The organism is Bradyrhizobium ganzhouense, assembly GCF_049949285.1.
Taxonomy (GTDB): domain Bacteria; phylum Pseudomonadota; class Alphaproteobacteria; order Rhizobiales; family Xanthobacteraceae; genus Bradyrhizobium; species Bradyrhizobium ganzhouense.
Map to the genome: position 1 here is coordinate 1957785 of NZ_CP181318.1, position 18044 is coordinate 1975828.

General features: G+C 58.8%; 15 protein-coding genes and 1 pseudogene. 9 read left to right on the forward strand and 7 right to left on the reverse strand.

Annotated elements, in window-relative coordinates:
• Positions 1-124: 124 nt before the first annotated feature.
• From ACLFLU_RS09030 to ACLFLU_RS09050, 5 genes are all read right to left on the reverse strand, one after another.
• Positions 125-1228, reverse strand: coding sequence for a branched-chain amino acid ABC transporter substrate-binding protein (locus ACLFLU_RS09030; protein WP_426411871.1), 1104 nt, complete (start codon positions 1226-1228; stop codon positions 125-127).
• Positions 1229-1829: 601 nt separating this feature from the next.
• Positions 1830-2540, reverse strand: a complete 711-nt coding sequence (locus ACLFLU_RS09035; protein ID WP_426413951.1) for a MerR family transcriptional regulator — start codon at positions 2538-2540, stop codon at positions 1830-1832.
• A 56-nt stretch (positions 2541-2596) separates the two neighbouring features.
• Positions 2597-2872, reverse strand: coding sequence for a hypothetical protein (locus ACLFLU_RS09040; protein ID WP_426411872.1), 276 nt, complete (start codon positions 2870-2872; stop codon positions 2597-2599).
• A 466-nt stretch (positions 2873-3338) separates the two neighbouring features.
• A complete protein-coding gene (locus ACLFLU_RS09045; protein ID WP_426411873.1) occupies positions 3339-3515 on the reverse strand; it encodes a hypothetical protein in 177 nt (58 codons plus the stop codon).
• Positions 3516-3863: 348 nt separating this feature from the next.
• Complete coding sequence (locus ACLFLU_RS09050) at positions 3864-4829, reverse strand: LysR family transcriptional regulator (RefSeq protein ID WP_426411874.1); 966 nt, start codon at positions 4827-4829, stop codon at positions 3864-3866.
• 482 nt (positions 4830-5311) lie between these two features.
• Between ACLFLU_RS09050 and ACLFLU_RS09055 the strand changes: the two genes are divergently transcribed.
• The 9 genes from ACLFLU_RS09055 to ACLFLU_RS09095 all read left to right on the forward strand — a co-directional run bounded on the left by ACLFLU_RS09055 (position 5312) and on the right by ACLFLU_RS09095 (position 13683).
• Positions 5312-5947, forward strand: a complete 636-nt coding sequence (locus ACLFLU_RS09055; protein WP_049823391.1) for a NodA family N-acyltransferase — start codon at positions 5312-5314, stop codon at positions 5945-5947.
• Positions 5902-6600 (forward strand): chitooligosaccharide deacetylase NodB, encoded by a 699-nt coding sequence (nodB, locus tag ACLFLU_RS09060; RefSeq protein WP_426411875.1) that lies wholly within the window; start codon positions 5902-5904, stop codon positions 6598-6600. The genes ACLFLU_RS09055 and nodB overlap by 46 nt, the downstream gene beginning before the upstream one ends.
• A gap of 15 nt (positions 6601-6615) precedes the next feature.
• Entirely contained in the window at positions 6616-7950 is a 1335-nt protein-coding gene (gene nodC / locus ACLFLU_RS09065) for a chitooligosaccharide synthase NodC (RefSeq protein ID WP_426411876.1), read from the forward strand.
• 50 nt (positions 7951-8000) lie between these two features.
• Positions 8001-8603, forward strand: a complete 603-nt coding sequence (gene nodS / locus ACLFLU_RS09070) for a nodulation methyltransferase NodS (protein ID WP_426411877.1) — start codon at positions 8001-8003, stop codon at positions 8601-8603.
• A gap of 180 nt (positions 8604-8783) precedes the next feature.
• The gene (gene nodI / locus ACLFLU_RS09075; protein ID WP_426413952.1) at positions 8784-9743 is read left to right on the forward strand and encodes a nodulation factor ABC transporter ATP-binding protein NodI; all 960 of its coding nucleotides are present in this window, start codon (positions 8784-8786) and stop codon (positions 9741-9743) included.
• A 3-nt stretch (positions 9744-9746) separates the two neighbouring features.
• Positions 9747-10535 (forward strand): ABC transporter permease, encoded by a 789-nt coding sequence (locus tag ACLFLU_RS09080; protein WP_426413953.1) that lies wholly within the window; start codon positions 9747-9749, stop codon positions 10533-10535.
• A gap of 188 nt (positions 10536-10723) precedes the next feature.
• The gene (locus ACLFLU_RS09085) at positions 10724-11470 is read left to right on the forward strand and encodes a sulfotransferase (protein WP_234684947.1); all 747 of its coding nucleotides are present in this window, start codon (positions 10724-10726) and stop codon (positions 11468-11470) included.
• Positions 11471-11976: 506 nt separating this feature from the next.
• Complete coding sequence (locus tag ACLFLU_RS09090) at positions 11977-12771, forward strand: SDR family NAD(P)-dependent oxidoreductase (RefSeq protein ID WP_084302125.1); 795 nt, start codon at positions 11977-11979, stop codon at positions 12769-12771.
• Positions 12772-13077: 306 nt separating this feature from the next.
• A complete protein-coding gene (locus tag ACLFLU_RS09095; protein ID WP_426411878.1) occupies positions 13078-13683 on the forward strand; it encodes a TIGR00730 family Rossman fold protein in 606 nt (201 codons plus the stop codon).
• Here ACLFLU_RS09095 and ACLFLU_RS09100 read toward each other — a convergent pair.
• A pseudogene (locus ACLFLU_RS09100) lies at positions 13680-14062 on the reverse strand (VOC family protein). The gene ACLFLU_RS09095 and the pseudogene ACLFLU_RS09100 overlap by 4 nt on opposite strands.
• A gap of 3068 nt (positions 14063-17130) precedes the next feature.
• Positions 17131-17412 (reverse strand): hypothetical protein, encoded by a 282-nt coding sequence (locus ACLFLU_RS09105; RefSeq protein ID WP_426411879.1) that lies wholly within the window; start codon positions 17410-17412, stop codon positions 17131-17133.
• Positions 17413-18044 lie beyond the last annotated feature (632 nt).

Sequence of the window (18044 nt, forward strand, 5' to 3'; positions counted from 1 at the left end):
GAGTGCCGAGGAAGTCCTGTTACGGGGTGCGAAAGTCACGAGCGTGCGCGCGTCCCCTTGACATGTGCATCAGGGTATCGAGCGGCTGAATGAACCCATCGAACCGTGATGAGTTGCGTTCAATTCACTCGGCCTGTTCGACGATATTGTCTTGCCAACGGTAGACAATGAAGCCGGGAGCCGAATTGTCGCCCTTGGCGTCGAACCGGACGGCACCGATCACCGTGTCAATTGGCTGCGAACGAAGCGCAGCTGCTACTTTCGGTGAATCAAAAGTGCCGGCGCGCTTTGCGGCCTTCGCCCATGCCTGCACAGCCGCATAGGCGTAAAGCGAATAACCTTCCGAAGACCGGTTGGAGGCCTTGAGACGTGCCACGACGCTCGCCGCCTCAGCATTCTTGGTGGGATCCGGCATAAAGGTGAACAGTGTTCCGTTTCCGGCTTTGCCCGCGATCATCGAAAAATCGTGGGTCATCAGAGGATCATTGGCCATCACGGTCATACCTGCACCTGCTTCTGAGGCCTGGCGCACGATCAGCCCGATCTCATTGTAGTAGCCACCGATGTAAGCAAGTTTGATTCCGTCCGCTTTCATCCTCGAAACCAGGGCCATGTAATCCTTCTCCCCGGCCACGTAACTTTGTCGCTTCACATCCGATACCCCAACCTCCCGAAGATGAGCCGCGACGACATCGGCGATGCCTTTGCCAGCGGTGCTCCTGTCGTCAAGGACGGCAATCTTGGTGTTGGGAAAATGCCGTCGGATATATTCGGCCGCCACGACACCCTGCTGGTCGTCGCGCCCACAGATACGAAACACGGATTTGATGCCACGCTCCGTGAGCGCGGGATTGGTGGATCCTGGCGATATCTGAATAAGTTGCGCCTCGTCGTAAACGTTGGAAGCCGGTATCGACGAGGAAGAACAAAAGTGGCCAACGACCAACTTGACCTGATCTGATGCAAGCCGATTGGCGACTACGACCGCCTGCTTGGGATCGCACGCGTCGTCGGCGACGCTCAACACGACCTTCGTTCCTGGAAGGAGGCCTGATGCATTCAAATCGTCGACGGCGGCAGCAGCACCGTCCCGCATCTGCGCTCCAAGCGCAGCATTGCTTCCAGTCATCGGTCCTGCCACAGCAATATTGACGTCGGCCGCAGATGCAACGGACATCAAAGCAAGGAGTGGAATAGCTGCGAGAGAAATGGCGCCATGGATTGACATTATGGGAGTCCATGCGGGCTTGAGTTTGTGGCTGGTTTTGCCTTGAAAAAGTTTTGCTGAGGCGTCGAACAATGACAGCCGTCGGACCGGCGGCCCTTGCTGTGAGCCGTTCTCCGCCCGGTGCTCGCGCGCGCGCCGTGGTAAGCGAAAGATGGGCCGAAGGATGCCCCAGAGATCCGTTCTTCCGGCAGGCACTCGGGCAGGGTCAGACGAAAGCTGGCTCGAACCGCACTCGCGGTCGGCGCAAACGCGCTGATCAGACTCTAGTAGCGCCATAACGATCCTTCATTGCTTGTCGAACGCCGAGAACGCAGCTTGGAAAACCAGGCGTGCGGGGCCAGGGCAACCCTCGCCCGTGAGAGCGTTCCGTGCGTTAATCCGGTATTAGCCAGATTCCATCGTACAATCTGACGTTACGTCCGATTCAAGCCTGTTCGAGAGACGCATCTCTCGAAGGTCGCGAGCGGTTCTCGTGGAAGGAGCGACAGCAACTAGGTTGATGGGGAGGCACGGAAGGAAGAGGCCGAGCCGGAAGCGCAGCAGTCGCGACGTGCGGCCGCCAATCATTCGAATGAAGCACGCACCTGAATCGGCGGCTGCGTTAGTGCCTGTCCTGCAATGCGGCCATTGCGAGATCAAGGTACTGCATCAGGCTGTGGTTCCAGCCGGCCAGGTTGCGCGGCGTGCTCAGTCGCGCAAGAACTTTCAGCATGGTTGAGGCCGCCGGGTCAGTCCCCGCAATTTCTGTGATGAGCGCGCGCGCCTTCAGCGCCACGGCAGCGGCCCGCTCACCGCAAGGGTGCTCGCCACGATCGACACAATCGCGCAACTCATCCCGGATCTTTCGCCAGCGCTCTTCTCGATCAACGCCGAGCGCGCAGGTGCATTGCGCAGTCTGGGGGCGCGCTTCAGCGCGCGAAGCTGCATTCAGAGCAGCAGGCAGCTCATGCATGCTGACTTGCGTGTCAGAGTCCGTCGTCATGTTACGCAAACGATCCCGCAACTGGGTCGTGCGCGTGACCTGAAGTTCAATTTGCTCCAAATGCTTGCGCAGGAGGTCAGTAAGTGACGTCTTGCCTCCCATTGCCGTGCGAATATCATTCAGCGAAAAGCCGAGCTCGCGCAGCGCGCGAATTTGCGACACTCGTTGAATGCTTTCGCGTTCGTACATTCGATGACCGCCGTCCGTGCGTTCGGACGCGCTGAGCAGACCCGTGTGCTCGTAGTGATGCAGCGTGCGTACCGTTACCCCGGTAGCCTCCGCAAGTTCTCCAATGCGCCAGCGACGCCTTCGTGGTGTAGCTTTGATCATGATGTTCAATTGGCAAGCCTACAACCTGACGTCACGTGAGAATCAAGCTACTTGAATTAGCTGGTTGGGCAGTCGTCCATTCTGGCGCAAGCAGGCTGGCTCTGCTCCGATCGCTGCTCAACCGAGTGGGCAGATGGAAGGGCGTCGAGCAGGAGCATAAGGGACGCCAAGCCGGATTGGCTTGCTGCTGTACGCTCCAAAACAAGTTTGGCGATTGTGATCCGGTTTTCAGGCGTTCGCATAGATGCCGGTAATGACGCGATGGCTTTATCAAAGATCGCGCCGAGGACCGTGAGATCTTCCGGATCGTAGACACCACTATACTGCAGCAATGTTCGGCTCCCTGTTTGTGATCGTTAGCTGGCCGAGGCGCTTGACCGCGCCGTTGGGCGAAAAGACGACAGATCGGCGGCGTTCAGTGCGGAAGGCGCGATACGCACTCAAGTGACGCGGTTGAGCAACAGCGACGGACTTGCGTTGCCTGAAATCCAGGCAGCCGATGGCAGGCGAATCCGGACAATCGAACGCTCTGCGGAATCTCCAGCTGACTGGTGCGCGAAACTGACGGCGAACTGTTCGGGGCAGCGCATCGCGGCGCCTGAACGATCACCGCGAGGGGCCGGCGGTGCGCGGTGATGGCAAGTGAGAAGACCGATGAGAGCGGGTGGTTTGCGGCCCGTCATTGAGGGAGAGCAGGCGCTCATTTGCGCGAGGGGTGAACGACTTTCGAACTATCATTCCCGTGCCCATGCGGATACCGGAGCGGGATGACCGGCTGATATCTGCGCGGTGGTGAGTTCAGGGGGACACCGGCTGGCGCAGGCGCGAGGCGGCTTTCGCATGATCTGGAACGAGATCAACTTGAACGTCCGTGTAGCCCTTGGCGTGTTCGACATATGAATCGGCCGCAAATTGCGCTTCGCCAGTCGCACCAACTGATTCGCAATTTCGTCGTCGATCGACATCGATCAGCACTGTCAGAGACCAATGACATGTTGGCTCCATTCCTAGAGACTATCGCAAGCGACACATTCCATGTCGATGAGAACGACGGGACTGCGCGGCTATCACCAAAGTGGGGCGTCGTCAAATTTTCGCGGCGACTGGGTGATGTTGACGCAGCACACCTTTGCGCCATCAGCAGCCCGAGTGTGTTGCGTCTGCGCAGCCCTTCGCTCTCGGCTCGGCGTCATGCGCCGGCTCGGATGGCGGGGCGAAACAGTTGAACGCGAAGATGCAACAAGAGAACGTTTGGCTCCTTCTGCCGCCGTTCACTAGCAGGTCGCTTTCAGTTCACATCTGAACTTTGCAATAGTGTTCCATTCACTTGGAAGGCGAATGCTCTACCAAGGCCTTTCGAGTTGCTGCAGTCGCGCGCGCCGAAGGCATGCGCGAAGCCTGCTCCAACAATATTGTCCGCATCCAGATGCTCGCCGGATCGGTATTGTGAAGGGCCGGCCATTGAACGGCCTCTGTGAAAGACGGAATTGGCAGCGGAAGATCGACGATCCGCAGGGGCGTCGTCTTTCCGTAATGCCTGGCGAGCAACGAGGGCATCGTGCCTATACGAGCAGTGCCCAGGAGCATGGGTGGAATCATGCTGAAGCTCTGCACGACAACCTCGATGCGTCGCTTGAGACCGTGCTCAATCAAGAACCATTCCTCGATCGAAGGCCTTCGGGTACGCCCGAATTTAGCCGCTACGTGTCCCATCGACATGTATTTCTCGAACGTCAGCTTGCGTGAGAGCTGCTTGTTGCTCCGGCACCCCACGCATACGAGTTTTTCCTCGAACAGCGTCGCTCTTGGATGGGAGCGCGACATGTACATTTCCGGCAAGACAAGGAAGTCAATCTCACCGCGCTGGAGAAGCTCATCGGGGTCGTCGGCGAGGGGCAGAAAGTCGAACGCAACGCCAGGTGCCTCCCGTGCGACTCTCTCCACGATGGCCTGAAAAAACACGACCATGACGAAGTCGGAAACGCCGATCCTGAACCTGCGGTCCGATAGAGCTGGATTAAACGCATCCCGCGAAATAATCGACAGCTGGATGTGCAGCAGGGCTTCGCGAATTGGGCCGGCGAGTCCTTCGGCGCGTGGTGTCGGGACGAGTTCTCGGCCTCTCATCGCGAATAGATCGTCGCGAAAGTAGGAACGCAACCGGCCAACCGCCGCGCTCATGGCCGGCTGGCTCAAGTTGATTCTGCGCGCTGCCGCCGTGAGATTGCGCTCCGTCATCAGAGCGTCGAGCGCGACGAGAAGGTTCAGATCAAGCCCTTTGAAACGCATGGTGGGAAGTATCCAGCCCGTGGATGTCTACCATAGAAACAATCGATTTTACCAATTTGATGCAGTGCGAGATACCAAAAACGTCGGATCGGAGTAAGGCGTACCACAATGATTATTAATCGTTGGACCAGCCCCGAGAGGGATTATCTAGCATCCTCTAAGTATCCACCGCGGCTCATCTCGAACGCGACCCCGCCGTTCCTCGGTCCGCTTACGGATGTCAAGCACGCTGGCGGCGCGTCCAAATGGATCGCGGCTCGAAGGCGATCTGCCCAAAGCGCGGCTGAAATATCCGCCCGATCTCATGCGAATGGCGCCGCGCCTCAATGTCATCTGCATCGTGAACGCGGCTCCTCCGACCGGTGGGCACTGGCCAACGCGCGCCGAGGTGTCCCGTTGGCGCATGAATGCGCCGGCGAGAATGAGTGACGCGCGTGCACAAAGTACCAGATCAGATCTCGAACGTCGCAACGGGGACCACCATGAACATTGCCATATCCAACGATACAGGAGTGTTCTCCACGCACTCCAAAGTCCGGTGGAGGGTGTGCTGGGAAAACGAGTTGCAACTTGCTGAACACATCGAACTGTCCGAGTTCTTTCGTAAGACGTACGGGCCGACCGGTGAATTCAATGCAAAGCCGTTCGAAGGCGGACGAAGCTGGGCCGGCGCGAGGCCCGAGATTCGTGTCATCGGCTACGATGCGCACGGCATCGCAGCTCATATCGGCGCACTGCGCCGCTTCATCAAAGTCGGGGACGTCGACCTGCTCGTGGCTGAGCTAGGATTGTACGGTGTTCGTCCGGATCTGGAGGGGCTGGGGATCACGCACTCAATGCGGGTGATGTATCCGGTGCTGCAGCAGCTCGCGGTCCCGTTTGGCTTTGGTGCAGTACGGCAGGCGTTACAGAAGCATGTGACCAAGCTGGTCGGCCGTCAGGGTCTCGCGACGGTTTTGCCGGGAGTGAGCGTGCGTTCAACGCGGCCGGATATTCATCTCGACTTGCCGCCGACTCGTACCGACGACGACTTGGTGGTTCTGGTCTTCCCAATCGGACGTCCGATAAGCGAATGGCCGGTCGGGACCATGATCGATCGGAACGGGCCAGAGCTGTGACCTGTCCCGGCCGCTTGTCGGAAGCGCGAAGCGAGCACGTTAGCGCCACCGGAGATCGTAACGTTTACCTGACCTTTGACGACGGTCCGGATCCACGTTGGACGGCGTCTATCCTTGATGTTCTTGCCGAGCACGAGGCTCCGGCGACTTTCTTCGTCATCGGGACGTGCGCGGCAGCTCACCCGAAACTGATCCAACGAATAATCGCAGAAGGGCATGAAGTCGGAAACCACACGATGACACATCCCGATCTCTCCCGATGCGAACCAGCTGAGGTGCAACATGAGATTCAGTCGGCGAGCGACGTCATCAGGACGGTTTGTCCCGAGGCGTCACTGCGGCACATACGTGCGCCGTATGGCATCTGGACTGACCAGGTATTCGCGATGTCAACCAAAGCCGGACTGGTTCCCTTGCACTGGTCAGTAGACCCGAGAGACTGGTCTCGACCCGGGGTTCCGGCGATTGTTGACGCAGTGCTGGCGTCGGTCCGGCCCGGTGCTGTTGTGCTCTTGCACGACGGATGTCCTCCCGTCGAGCGCGAACAAGCCATCGATTGCGGTCGCGATCAGACCCTCGAGGCGCTTTCCCGGCTCATTCCGGCATTGGGCGAGCAAGGATTCGCCATCTGCTCACTTCCTCAGTCTCATTGAAAAAGAGCCGCCCCCATGAATCTGCTTGCCACAACAAGCGTTGTCGCCGTGTCGTCCTATGCCCTGCTGTCCGCCATCTACAGGAGCATGCAGACGCTCAACGCGCTCCGAACACAGATCCCGTCGCCGACTGACGAGGCTTCCGAGACCGGCCCGCTGCCGAGCGTCGATGTGATCGTGCCCTGCTTTAACGAGGACCCGCGCACGCTGGCGGCGTGCCTGGAGTCGATCGCAAGCCAAGACTACGAAGGGCAAGTGCGGGTGTACGTGGTAGATGACGGCTCGGAAAATCGTAGGTACCTGTGGCCTGTACAGGACGCCTACACAGATGATCCGCGGTTCAGCTTTATGTGGCTGGGAAAGAATGTTGGCAAGCGCAAGGCGCAAATTGCAGCGCTGCGCCGCTCGTCCGGCGATTTGGTTCTCAACGTCGATTCAGATTCGACAATCGCCGTCGACGTGGTGACCAAGCTTGTACGGAAGATGCAAAATCCAGCGGTTGGCGCTGTTATGGGGCAGCTCACAGCCAGCAATCGAAGCGGCACGTGGCTGACCAGGCTGATAGATATGGAGTACTGGCTAGCCTGTAATGAAGAGCGTTTGGCGGAAGCTCGCTTCGGAGCCGTCTTGTGTTGCTGTGGCCCGTGCGCCATGTATCGCCGATCGGCGCTCGATTTGGTCCTCCACGAATACGAGACGCAGTATTTTCGAGGAAAGCCAAGCGACTTTGGCGAGGATCGCCATCTCACGATCCTGATGCTCGCGGCGGGATTTCGAACTGAGTACGTTCCTGATGCGATCGCAGCAACCGTCGTTCCGGATAGGCTGGTGCCATATCTGCGTCAACAATTGCGGTGGGCACGGAGTACCTTCCGGGATACGGCGCTTGCGCTACCCCTGCTGCCACGCCTCGACTTCTACATCACGCTGGACATTGTCGGGCAGAACCTCCTGCCGCTTCTGCTCGGCGTTTCAATACTGACCGCGCTTGCGCAAATCGCACTGACGAGCGAGTTGCCGTGGCCGACGGTACTGATCATCGCGTCAATGACCATGGTTCGCTGCAGCTTGGCATCATTTCGTGCCCGACAGCTTCGCTTTCTCGCTTTCGCTTTACACAAGCCGATCAGCATGTTCCTGTTACTTCCTGTGAAGGTATATGCGTTGTGCACATTGAGCAACAGCGATTGGTTGTCGCGCAAGTCCGCCATCATGCCAGATTCAAGTGAAGGCCAGGCCAGCATGCCGAGGCAGAGCGCCAGGTTAGATGCCACAGGCCATTCGGGTATTGCCCCGTCGATGGGGGAAACGGCCACACGTGCACATGCGTTTGACGTTGACGGTACCTGACAGGCCTGGAGGCGACGCGTAATTGTGCGCGTCAAAGAGGTGAAAAGCTCGTGAGCCTAGACAAGAACTATCAGTTGCTAGAGCGAGAACTGGTCGCCGATGATCCGTGGCGTCTGGACGCGAATCCGTTCGAGCGGGAGCGATACACGCAAATGCTTCGGATGTCGCTCTCCCGCCAAAGCATCACAAGCGCGTTGGAGGTCGGGTGCGCTGCGGGCGCATTCACCGAGATGCTCGCGCCTCACTGCAAACGGCTCACGGTCGTCGACGTCGTGCCGCAGGCCATTAGCCGCGCACGTTGCCGGACGGAGAGATGGTCACACATCGGCTGGAAAGTCGCTGACCTCCAACACTTTTCACCACCAGAGCGGTTCGACCTTATTGTTGTAGCAGAAGTCCTCTATTACCTCAGCGACACGCTGGAGATGCGCACGGCGGTCGACAACTTGGTCGGAATGCTCGCGCCAGGCGGGCTTGTGGTGTTCGGATCGGCGCGCGACCACATCTGCCGACGCTGGGGACACGTGGCCGGTGCAGAGACCATCATCGCCATGTTGAATGAAGCGTTGGTCGAGATCGAGCGTGTCCACTGCCAAGGTGAGTCGGATAACGAAGATTGCTTGATCGCCAGCTTTCGGAGGCCGTCTGCATAAGCAACCCGCTTCGGAGGCTGACAAATGACTATGTCAGAGTTGCCGTATCGCAGACGGATCGCATTGCGGTTGTTGAAGGCGAGATCAGCGAGCTGGTCCGGCCGACAAACTGTAGCAGAAGGAATAGAAAAAATGCTTGGCGGCGTCGACGCAGCGCCAATCTCGAGGCAAACAATCGCGATGGAGCCGGCGCCGGTCACGCCGGCTGACAGGGGGGCCGGGCGCGTATCGAACGTGGCTATCGATTTCACGGCCGTGAAAAAGTCCTATGGCGAGAAGGTGGTCGTCGACCAGCTGTCGTTCACGGTGGCATCGGGAGAGTGCTTCGGCCTGTTGGGACCGAACGGCGCGGGCAAGAGCACGATTGCGCGTTTGATTCTCGGGATGTCCACGCCCGAGGCTGGCAAGATAACCGTGCTCGGCGAGAAAGTGCCGGCACGCGCTCGATTGGCGCGCAAGCGCATTGGCGTCGTTCCGCAAGCTGACAATCTTGATCTCGAGTTCACCGTACGCGAAAACCTGCTGGTGTTCGGGCGCTATTTCGGGATGACAGCAAAGGATGTCGAGAAGATCACTCCGTCCCTTCTCGAGTTCGCCCGCCTTGAGAGCAAGGCAGACGCGCGGGTGACCGAACTGTCCGGCGGCATGAAGCGGCGTCTTACGCTGGCGCGGGCGCTCATCAACGATCCGGAGATCCTTATCTTGGATGAGCCGACCACCGGGCTCGATCCGCATGCGCGGCATTTGATTTGGGAGCGGCTGCGCGCGCTGCTGTCGCGCGGCAAGACGATTCTTCTGACGACGCACTTCATGGAGGAGGCGGAGCGATTGTGCGATCGCCTGTGCGTCCTCGAGGCAGGACGCAAGATCGCCGAAGGGCCGCCACACACATTGATCGACGAACAGATCGGTTGCCCAGTCATTGAGGTCTACGGTGGCGATCCGAACGAGCTCTGCGGACTCATCAAGCCGCTCGCTCAACGCACCGAAATCAGCGGCGAGACGCTCTTTTGCTATGCGCCAAATCCAGAGCAGGTGCTCGCGCGGCTGCGTGGGCGGACCGGTCTTCGTCTGCTTCAGCGGCCACCGAACCTCGAGGACGTCTTCTTACGGTTGACCGGTCGGGAGATGAGGGACTGAATGATGTGGGAGCAGTATGCGGCGGCTCTGCCCGCCAATGCGTGGAACTGGAGCGCCGTATGGCGCCGGAATTATATGGCTTGGCGCAAAGCGGCGCTGGCATCGCTTCTGGGAAACCTCGCTGAGCCCATGAGCGCCTTGTTCGGTCTCGGCTTCGGCCTGGGACTGATGATCGGCCAAGTCGATGGCATTTCATACGTCGCCTTTCTGGCGGCTGGGATGGTCGCGACAAGCGCGATGATTTCGGCGACCTTTGAAACCGTCTATGGGGCCTTCGCTCGGATGAACGCCCAGCGCACCTGGGATGCCATCCTTTGCACGGAGCTTACGCTTGGCGACGTCGTTCTCGGTGAATTGGCGTGGGCAGCGACAAAGGCTGTTCTGGCAGGAACGGGAATTACGATTGTAGCCGCCGCCCTGGGCTATGCGGCGTGGCCGTCCATCCCTTATGCGCTGCCAGCTATCGCGCTCACTGGTGTTGCCTTCGCCAGCCTCGCCATGGTTGTGATAGCGCTCGCGCCCAGTTACGACTACTTCGTGTTCTATCAGACCCTCTTTCTCACACCCATGATGTACTTGTGCGGCGCGATCTTTCCCGTTGCTCAACTGCCCATCGCGCTGCAGCGCGTAGCAGAGGCGTTGCCCTTAGCACATTCGATTGACCTCATTCGGCCGGCAATGCTGGACCGGGACGCCAGCAGCGTCGGCCTGCATGTGGGCGTACTTTGCATATACACTGTGGTCGCGTTCGTCGTATCGGCTTTGCTGCTTCGCCGCCGGCTGATGCGTTGAACAAACCATGCCCCACATAGTGTGAATCAGTTCTGCGGAAATTTGCGGGTGTGGAAGCCAGCGGCAAGAATGCTCGTATCTCACCGATATATCCCGCCTTGTGGAACGATAGTATCACGTGCGGGCTGATCTAGCCTCATTGGTTAGGGGCCGAACTGTCTCGACCGAGTCAATCAGGAGCTGTCACAATGTTGAAATCGGAACGATCGCCTGAGCCATTCGTCATCCTCGCGATGCCGAGGAGCGGCACCCACTATCTGGAAGAATTGCTCAATGAACATCCGAACGTGGTGAGCAACGGGGAATTGCTCAATGAGTATGATCCAAATTGGCCCGACAAGGCGCGGCTCCTACGTAGCGATCGTGAGCTTCTGGAGTGCGCCTACTTGCGCTATCCAACGCCGAGCGACAAAATCGATGTGACTCATGTTGGCTGCAAGATCAACGAACCGCAGTTTCATGACCGTCCGGGGATGATGGCTGAGCTGGCCGGTTGGCCGCGCCTTAAGGTCATCGTGTGTCGTAGAAATCCGCTGGAATCGCTCCGCTCACTCGTGCAGGCGAGGCAAACCGGTGAATGGCTGAAATACAGCTCTGATAGCGACGACTCGCAACCGCCACTCGTCAGCCTAAGCGTCAGCACCTGCGAAACCTACTTCAAGACCACCGCCGAGTTCCACGATAGGATCAGGCAGTCCTTCGCGTCGACCAACATCCTCGAGCTGGAGTATGAGACGCTTCTTCGCGAGCCGCACCTGTGCTTGGAGTTGGTTTGGGAATTCCTCGGGGTTCGTATGCGGAATGTTTCCGGTCGCGTCAAACTTCAGCGCCAGGAAGTGCGGCCGCTCGACCAAACCGTAGAGGATTTTGATGAGTTGCGTCGCCAATTCAAAGAGGGACCTTACGCTAGGTACTTTGAGGCTGTTGACGCCTGAGGATGGCCTTCTATTCCTCGGTGCCCGCGTTCGAATGCCCCTTGGTGGATTGGGGCAAGAGCAGCGGTATGAACCGCTGGGGTTGCTAGCGAGCGGGCGTCTTGAATTGGCAGGCACTACTGGATGGCCGGATGGGTGCCATCCCTCCTGTTGCTAATAGCTCCGCGAGGATCGGGACGAGCCGCGTGCGGCGGCATTCAACATCGGCAGGACCTTCACTCGCGCGTTCAGCCCAGATCTACGCAACGAAGTTTTGCGCAGCTGTGCGCGAAAAGAGTGAAGGTCATTTGCCGCGGTCCTCGCGTTGCCGCTGTCGGAAAGCCAACGGACTTGATGTCTGGAACTCGCCAAGCAGGTCGTAAACCACGGGGCCTGGCTTCGCAACACGCGTGAATCACTCTGTCGGTAGAGATGGCCCAAATCCTGCACCAAGAAGGTTGAGTGTAACCTGATAGGAGGCGTGTTTGAGGGCCGATCTGCCGAACAAGGATGCGGTCGCCAGACGAATGTCGGTTGACAACGAGGGCAGTTCATTCAAATCGGACAAGGCACGCGGCCGGCGGAGAGACCGAAAGACGCTGCTCCTGACCGGAGCATCGCGTGGGATAGGTTACGCCACCGGAAAGCTGTTTTCGGAAGCAGGCTGGCGGATCATCTCCTGCGCGCGGCAACCGATCGATGCCCGGCGATGTCCTTGGGAGGCCGCATCCGACAATCATGTCCAGCTCGACCTCAGCGAGCATCGGTTGCTGCCGCGCGCTATCACCGAGGTTAAAGAGCGCCTCGCGGGCGCGCCGTTGCACGCCTTGGTCAACAACGCAGCGATGTCACCGAAGACGACGAGCGGCGCACGACTAACATCGTTGGCGACATCGATCGAGACCTGGATGGACGTATTCCATCTCAATTTGGTGGCTCCAATTCTGCTTGCGCAGGGGCTCTTTGGCGAATTGAAAGCCGCGTCTGGATCGATCGTCAACGTGACCTCAATTGCAGGCTCGCGGGTGCACCCCTTCGCCGGCAGTGCCTACGCGACTTCGAAAGCCGCTCTTGCGTGTCTCACGCGCGAGATGGCTCACGACTACGCGCCGCATGGAATTCGTGTGAATGCAATCGCCCCGGGCGAGATCAAGACGGATATTTTGTCACCGGATACGGAAGCACGGGTCGTACCGAACATTCCGCTGCGCCGGGTGGGGACCCCTGAAGAGGTCGCTAAGGTCATCTTCTTCCTGTGCTCGGATGACGCCAGTTATATCACCGGCGTCGAAGTGCCGATCAATGGTGGCCAACACCTCTGATCGGCTGAAGATGGACCGATCGGTGCACGACACAAGCCCGTCTCTCTGGCCGACACCTGCGACCGTCAATCGAAACTGCAATGAAGCGACACGTCAAAGAATTCAGGTCTGCAACCTGGCCAGGAGATCCGTTGCCCGGACGAAGGTGCAACACATTTGCTCGTGCGGTCGCGTTGCCGAAGAGCGCCGTTTGCGATCAGGAGTCGTCAACCCAAAGCTTGCCTGTTCAGATGCAAATTGGCTCCCGTCATTCAACGCAACACCTTGGACTAGCGAAAGACTTCGCTGCAAAGCACCATGGTACCAATGAGCACGATCAAAACCGTCTGTGTCTATTGCGGCTCCGGTCCCGGGACCAATTCCCACTTCATCGAAGGCGCCAAGGCATTCGGCAAGGCACTCGCCGAGAACAACATCCGCCTGGTCTATGGCGGCGGTTCGCTTGGCCTGATGGGCTCGGTCGCCACCTCCGTGCTCGATCACGGCGGCATGGTAACCGGCATCATTCCCGAATTCCTGCGGAAGCGCGAGAATGCGCTGACCCGCGTGCAGGAAATGATCGTCACGCCCGACATGCACGAGCGCAAGCGGTTGATGTTCGAGCGCTCCGACGCCTTCGTAGCACTGCCGGGCGGCGTCGGCACGCTGGAGGAGCTGGTCGAGCAACTGACCTGGAAGCAGCTCGGCCGTCACGCCAAGCCGGTGCTGCTCGCCAACATCGCCAATTTCTGGGAGCCGCTGTTCTTGCTGCTGTCGCACATGCGCCAGATCGAGTTCATCCGCACCGGCTTTTCCGTCGATATCCTCAAGGCCGATCGCGTCGAGGACATCCTGCCGAAGCTGAAATCGGCGGCGGCCCAGATCGCCGAGGCGGAAAAGCAGCTCGAGCCGGACATCGTGCGGAAGCTCTAAGATTTTTCAGCCGGGAACGTCCCGTTTCGATCCGGTTGCCATCAGGATCGACGACGAAGGCTGCGTAGTAGCGCACGCGGTCGTGCGGGCGGAGGCTCGGTGCGCCATCGGATGCGCCGCCAGCCACAAGCGCGGCAGCGTGGAATGCATCGACCTCGGCCGTAATCTTCGCCCGCAGGCAGATATGCACGCCGCTCTCCGGTGCTACGTACGGCATCGCCTCGCGCAGATTGATCCAGAACTCCGGATAGGCCTTGCGGAAGCCAATTGTGCGATGCCGTGTGACCAGGCGCGGGAGCCCGCGGGCAGCGAGCGTGGCGTCGTAAAATCTTGCAGAGCGTTTGAGATCGCTGACGCCGACGGAGATGTGGTCGATCATTGCTAGTGCTCCCCCTCTCTCCTCCTCGTCATTCCGAGCGAAGCGAAGCAATCCGGACTGTTACCGCGGAAAGACTTTTGGATTGCTTCGCTTCGCTCGGTGTTTGTGGTGCCGCCGGTATGTCCGCCGCCGCAGCCTACGCCGGCGCACCGACTTCACACGGTAGCAGGCCGCGTTCACCCAATGTCACTGTAGAGACTTGCCGCCACGGGCATCCGGCGGATTTTCTCGTAGTGCAAAATTGCGGGCCTAAGGTCCAGTGTTCTTTCAACGCATTTAGGAAACGAAATGTGCCGAGCAGGCTGATCACGTGGTGGCTCTATGCAAAAAGCCCGTTGAACTCTCCTGATACTGACTATTGCACCTCAAGACTGATGGAACTCGGAAGCCAAATGCTGGCGTATCGCCACCGGTTTAGTTTTCGGCGGCGGGTACTTCAGCCGCTCTGCGAGGACGCGCCGTCATTCGTCTTCCCGCCTAGCAGCTTTCCGGTCTTTCGATCTACGAAGTGCAGCTGGGAACAGGCGGGGCAAAACACGCCTTGAAACTGGTGTTCGGCCGCATCGTCGTCAATTAGCCGGTGCTGAACCATAACTCGTGTGATCGGGCAGAGGAAAGTGATGGTGCGCATATCTGCCCCATGCTGCTGGGCTCGAGTGAACAGGAAAACGGCCCGGCTGTGCGCGACCTCGCAACCAGTATAGCGCAGGTCCGGGCGTGGCACTCGGGATCAATCCAAACTACGACGCCTGAACCGCGGCCGCCTTGTTCTCGCGCAAAACGCCATCACACATTGTTCAGGTCGATGATCAATGCGTCGATTGGCAGGACGAATGTCTCGCGCAATCTTCTTCAATCGGAGTGAACCGAACTCCAAGGTGCTGCGCCATCTCGATGGACAATGGCATATACACGGATAACCGTCGGTCAGGAGCAGCCTTCTGACGAAGTGTGCTTCAGGAGCTGCAAGCGCTGCGCAAGAGTCCGGGAACAAGCCAGGTTGGACATCACCGCTCGCTGCAATCTCCAGCGACGGGCTGGATGAACATGGCTCCGCCATCCGTCCACCCGCGGGCACCAATAGAGTCCGGTTGCCGGTCATGCGGGAAACTTGCGTCTTTGGCGCTAGAGAGCGCAAGCAGCCGCTGCTGCGTGATCGCTCAGGAGAGTTGCGCTCGCGGCAGTTTCCGTACGCGGCCCGGTCGGACCAATCGCATCGACACAGTTGGCGGCCTTATTCGCGCCTATGGCATGGCGGGGCCGGCTTAGTTCGATCGTGGCTACCTGCGAATCGTGCTGGCAACTGCATTGCGACTAGCAGGAGGCAGTCCTGGAACCAACGATTGCTTGTGAAACGCACATAGCTTTTTCGGCCCTGAAGAGGGCGTGTCGCTGAACTCGAAACCTGGCTGATATCTCGATCCATCGAGGATGCTTGCTCGCGCAAGTCGCTCAGGAGCGCCGGAGCCGGAGAGTGGCATGGCGCTCACGAGAACGTGGCGAAGAGCAAGAGAGCGCCCCAAAGCACCAAGCTGAGGAGAAGCGCCGCGAGCGGCCACCGAGTCCAAGTTCTCAGGGGCTGCGAGGCATCAGGAGATAAATAGCCGTCGCCCTCATTCAGGTGTAGTCTTGGTGTGCGCCAGTGCATCATTCATCTCCTATTTCGTGTGCTTCAATTGTCGACGAGGGGCCGAACTCGTCGGCCAGAACGAACGCGACCCGCTGCCGACCAGTCACGATTCTGGTGTTGACAAGCTCCGATGCGGTCATCAGCCGAGCAAGTCTCATGCGGCGCAGCGCCTGGTTCTCGGGCTCGATTGTTGCCCAAGAGTGCCGCGATAAGTGTCTTCGTCGGCTCGTTCCCGCTCCTCAGCGGCCGAGGTCGCGCGCAGCCAGACGATCAGGCTTTTGCAGCACGAGGCAGGAAGTGAGCTCGGCTCATGTCGAGAAACTCGAACATCACGGACCGGGCTCGTCATAGCTGAACTCCGCTGTCGACCTAGATGATGTTCTAGCTGGACATCCTGCGGCTCGTTGCCAGATCAATGAAGGATCGCTTTGACTGCCTCGAAGACCTCTGACAGCTCAGCATTGCATAGGAGACGCTCTAGCTTGGTCCGATCCGGTTCCGTTCGTCGGAATCGCCCAGCGGACAATCTCGGCTTGCATCGCCGGCGCGCCATTTAAGGTCGAAGTAACGGTCGGTTCGGCGGTCCATGGTGGATCAGGTTCCTCTCTGTGAATCGTTTACAGCGCCAAGGCTGGTCAAGCCGGCGAGGGGTCATAGTCAGCGTAGCTGACCGTCAGCTGACGGACTTGAGGGTTTATGCGAGCGCGAGCCGCTTTAAGGGCACGCGTTGGCTCGCCGCGATGGCGGGCCTCCAGCACGCCAATGCGATCTTGGCGACCAGCGGCCAGGATTGGGCCGGAGGCCAGACGACCGGCTTCGCACGTTCCCAATTTGACATTTTTTCATAAGCGCTGATCGAGCGTCCGAACCGCTGGTGCTGCACAACCGAAAACAGGACGCGCCGTGTCGGAGAGTATGGAAGCTCGTCGTAGGGATTCAACGCGGCGGCCGAAAAAGCTCAACCTGAGTGCTCCAGACTTTGCCCATCGCAGCTTGCTGCGTTGACGCATCACGGTCGGCGCGTACGCCGTCAGCGCGGGCGCGTCGCCCGCGAGCAGGGCGAATGCTTTCTGACGGTGCTGAATTTGCGCAGATAGTCAGAACGCCTTCGACTTGGAAAAGGTCGTTTGCGCCGCGGTCCAAACGCGAGGGCGGCCGGCGCTCGTCTGCTCGCCTTCAAACCCCAGCTTGAGCCGATCCAACTGAGCGCAAATGCACCGCCTCCTGAATGGTCTGATCCTGACACCGCTGCTGGCCGAAGAAGTGCGGACGACTGAATGTCACGCGGTTTGCATCGGCGCATTTCCTGCCCAAACGACCGTGCTCTATAGGTCAGCAAGGAAATGGCCGTTCCACACCACCCCTCTTGTCACTTCGGGGCTCCATATTTCACGCAAATGGTGCAAAAGTTAGGGATTTCATGGAAAATTACGCCTTTTCATGCCAAGCTGTGCTCAACACCAAGTTCGCTACGGCCGCCTTCATCGCTACCTGATCCATTACGTTCTGGCGGAAACGCGGCTTCAATTCGCCGGGCATGATGTTTCCGGTCTCCGCGGCCATTTTGGATAACATCAACGCTTATCAGCGGATTCTTGAAAGCTATTCTGTCCGCCTGCTCCCCTTCATCAAATGGAAGGCGACGGGCGAACGGAGTGTTCGCGTCCTCAGCAAGACGGCAGATTTCTAACGCTTCTTCGATGCCACTGCCACGCCTCACGCCGAATTTCTCTATGAATGGCGTGGCAAGGACAATCGATACAGATCTTCCGGCGGAGACGAGATATCTGGTATCTTAGGATACGTTCAGGCGTAGCGTGACGGAGATCGTCGACATGCGGGGCGGCACTGTCGATCTATTATTTCGCTTCTCCACCAGAACAAGGGTGTTCTGTCGATACGTGGCCGGGAAAAGGAATTTGCCAAACTGACCGACAACGAGGCCGCCGAGAATCGAGGTGAGCTAGGAATTCGTTTCCTGAGTGACTGCATCCGAGTGCAGGCGCACACCGAGATGATTCAGCGCCGCGCGACCAGGTCCCAGTGCCACATCGCTCCTATCGCATGCGAGTCACACTTGACGGCGCTACTATGGCGCGCCCCCGAACATCGGGCCGCCATTGTGTCCGGAAAACCCTTCAGTGTTTCAATTGTAGTTGACTGAATAGAAGGCAGCACTTTTGCAGATATCAGGACGGAAGTGAACTCGCAAAAGCAGTTTATAAATCGCACGAAATGCGACGCGTCGCAACATTGCTAATTTGATCTTTCGTGCTAGAAGCCCCGCTCAACAACGAGTGGAGATTTCCAATGCCGAAGAAAGTGAAGAAGGTAGTCCGCCGCGAGTACACG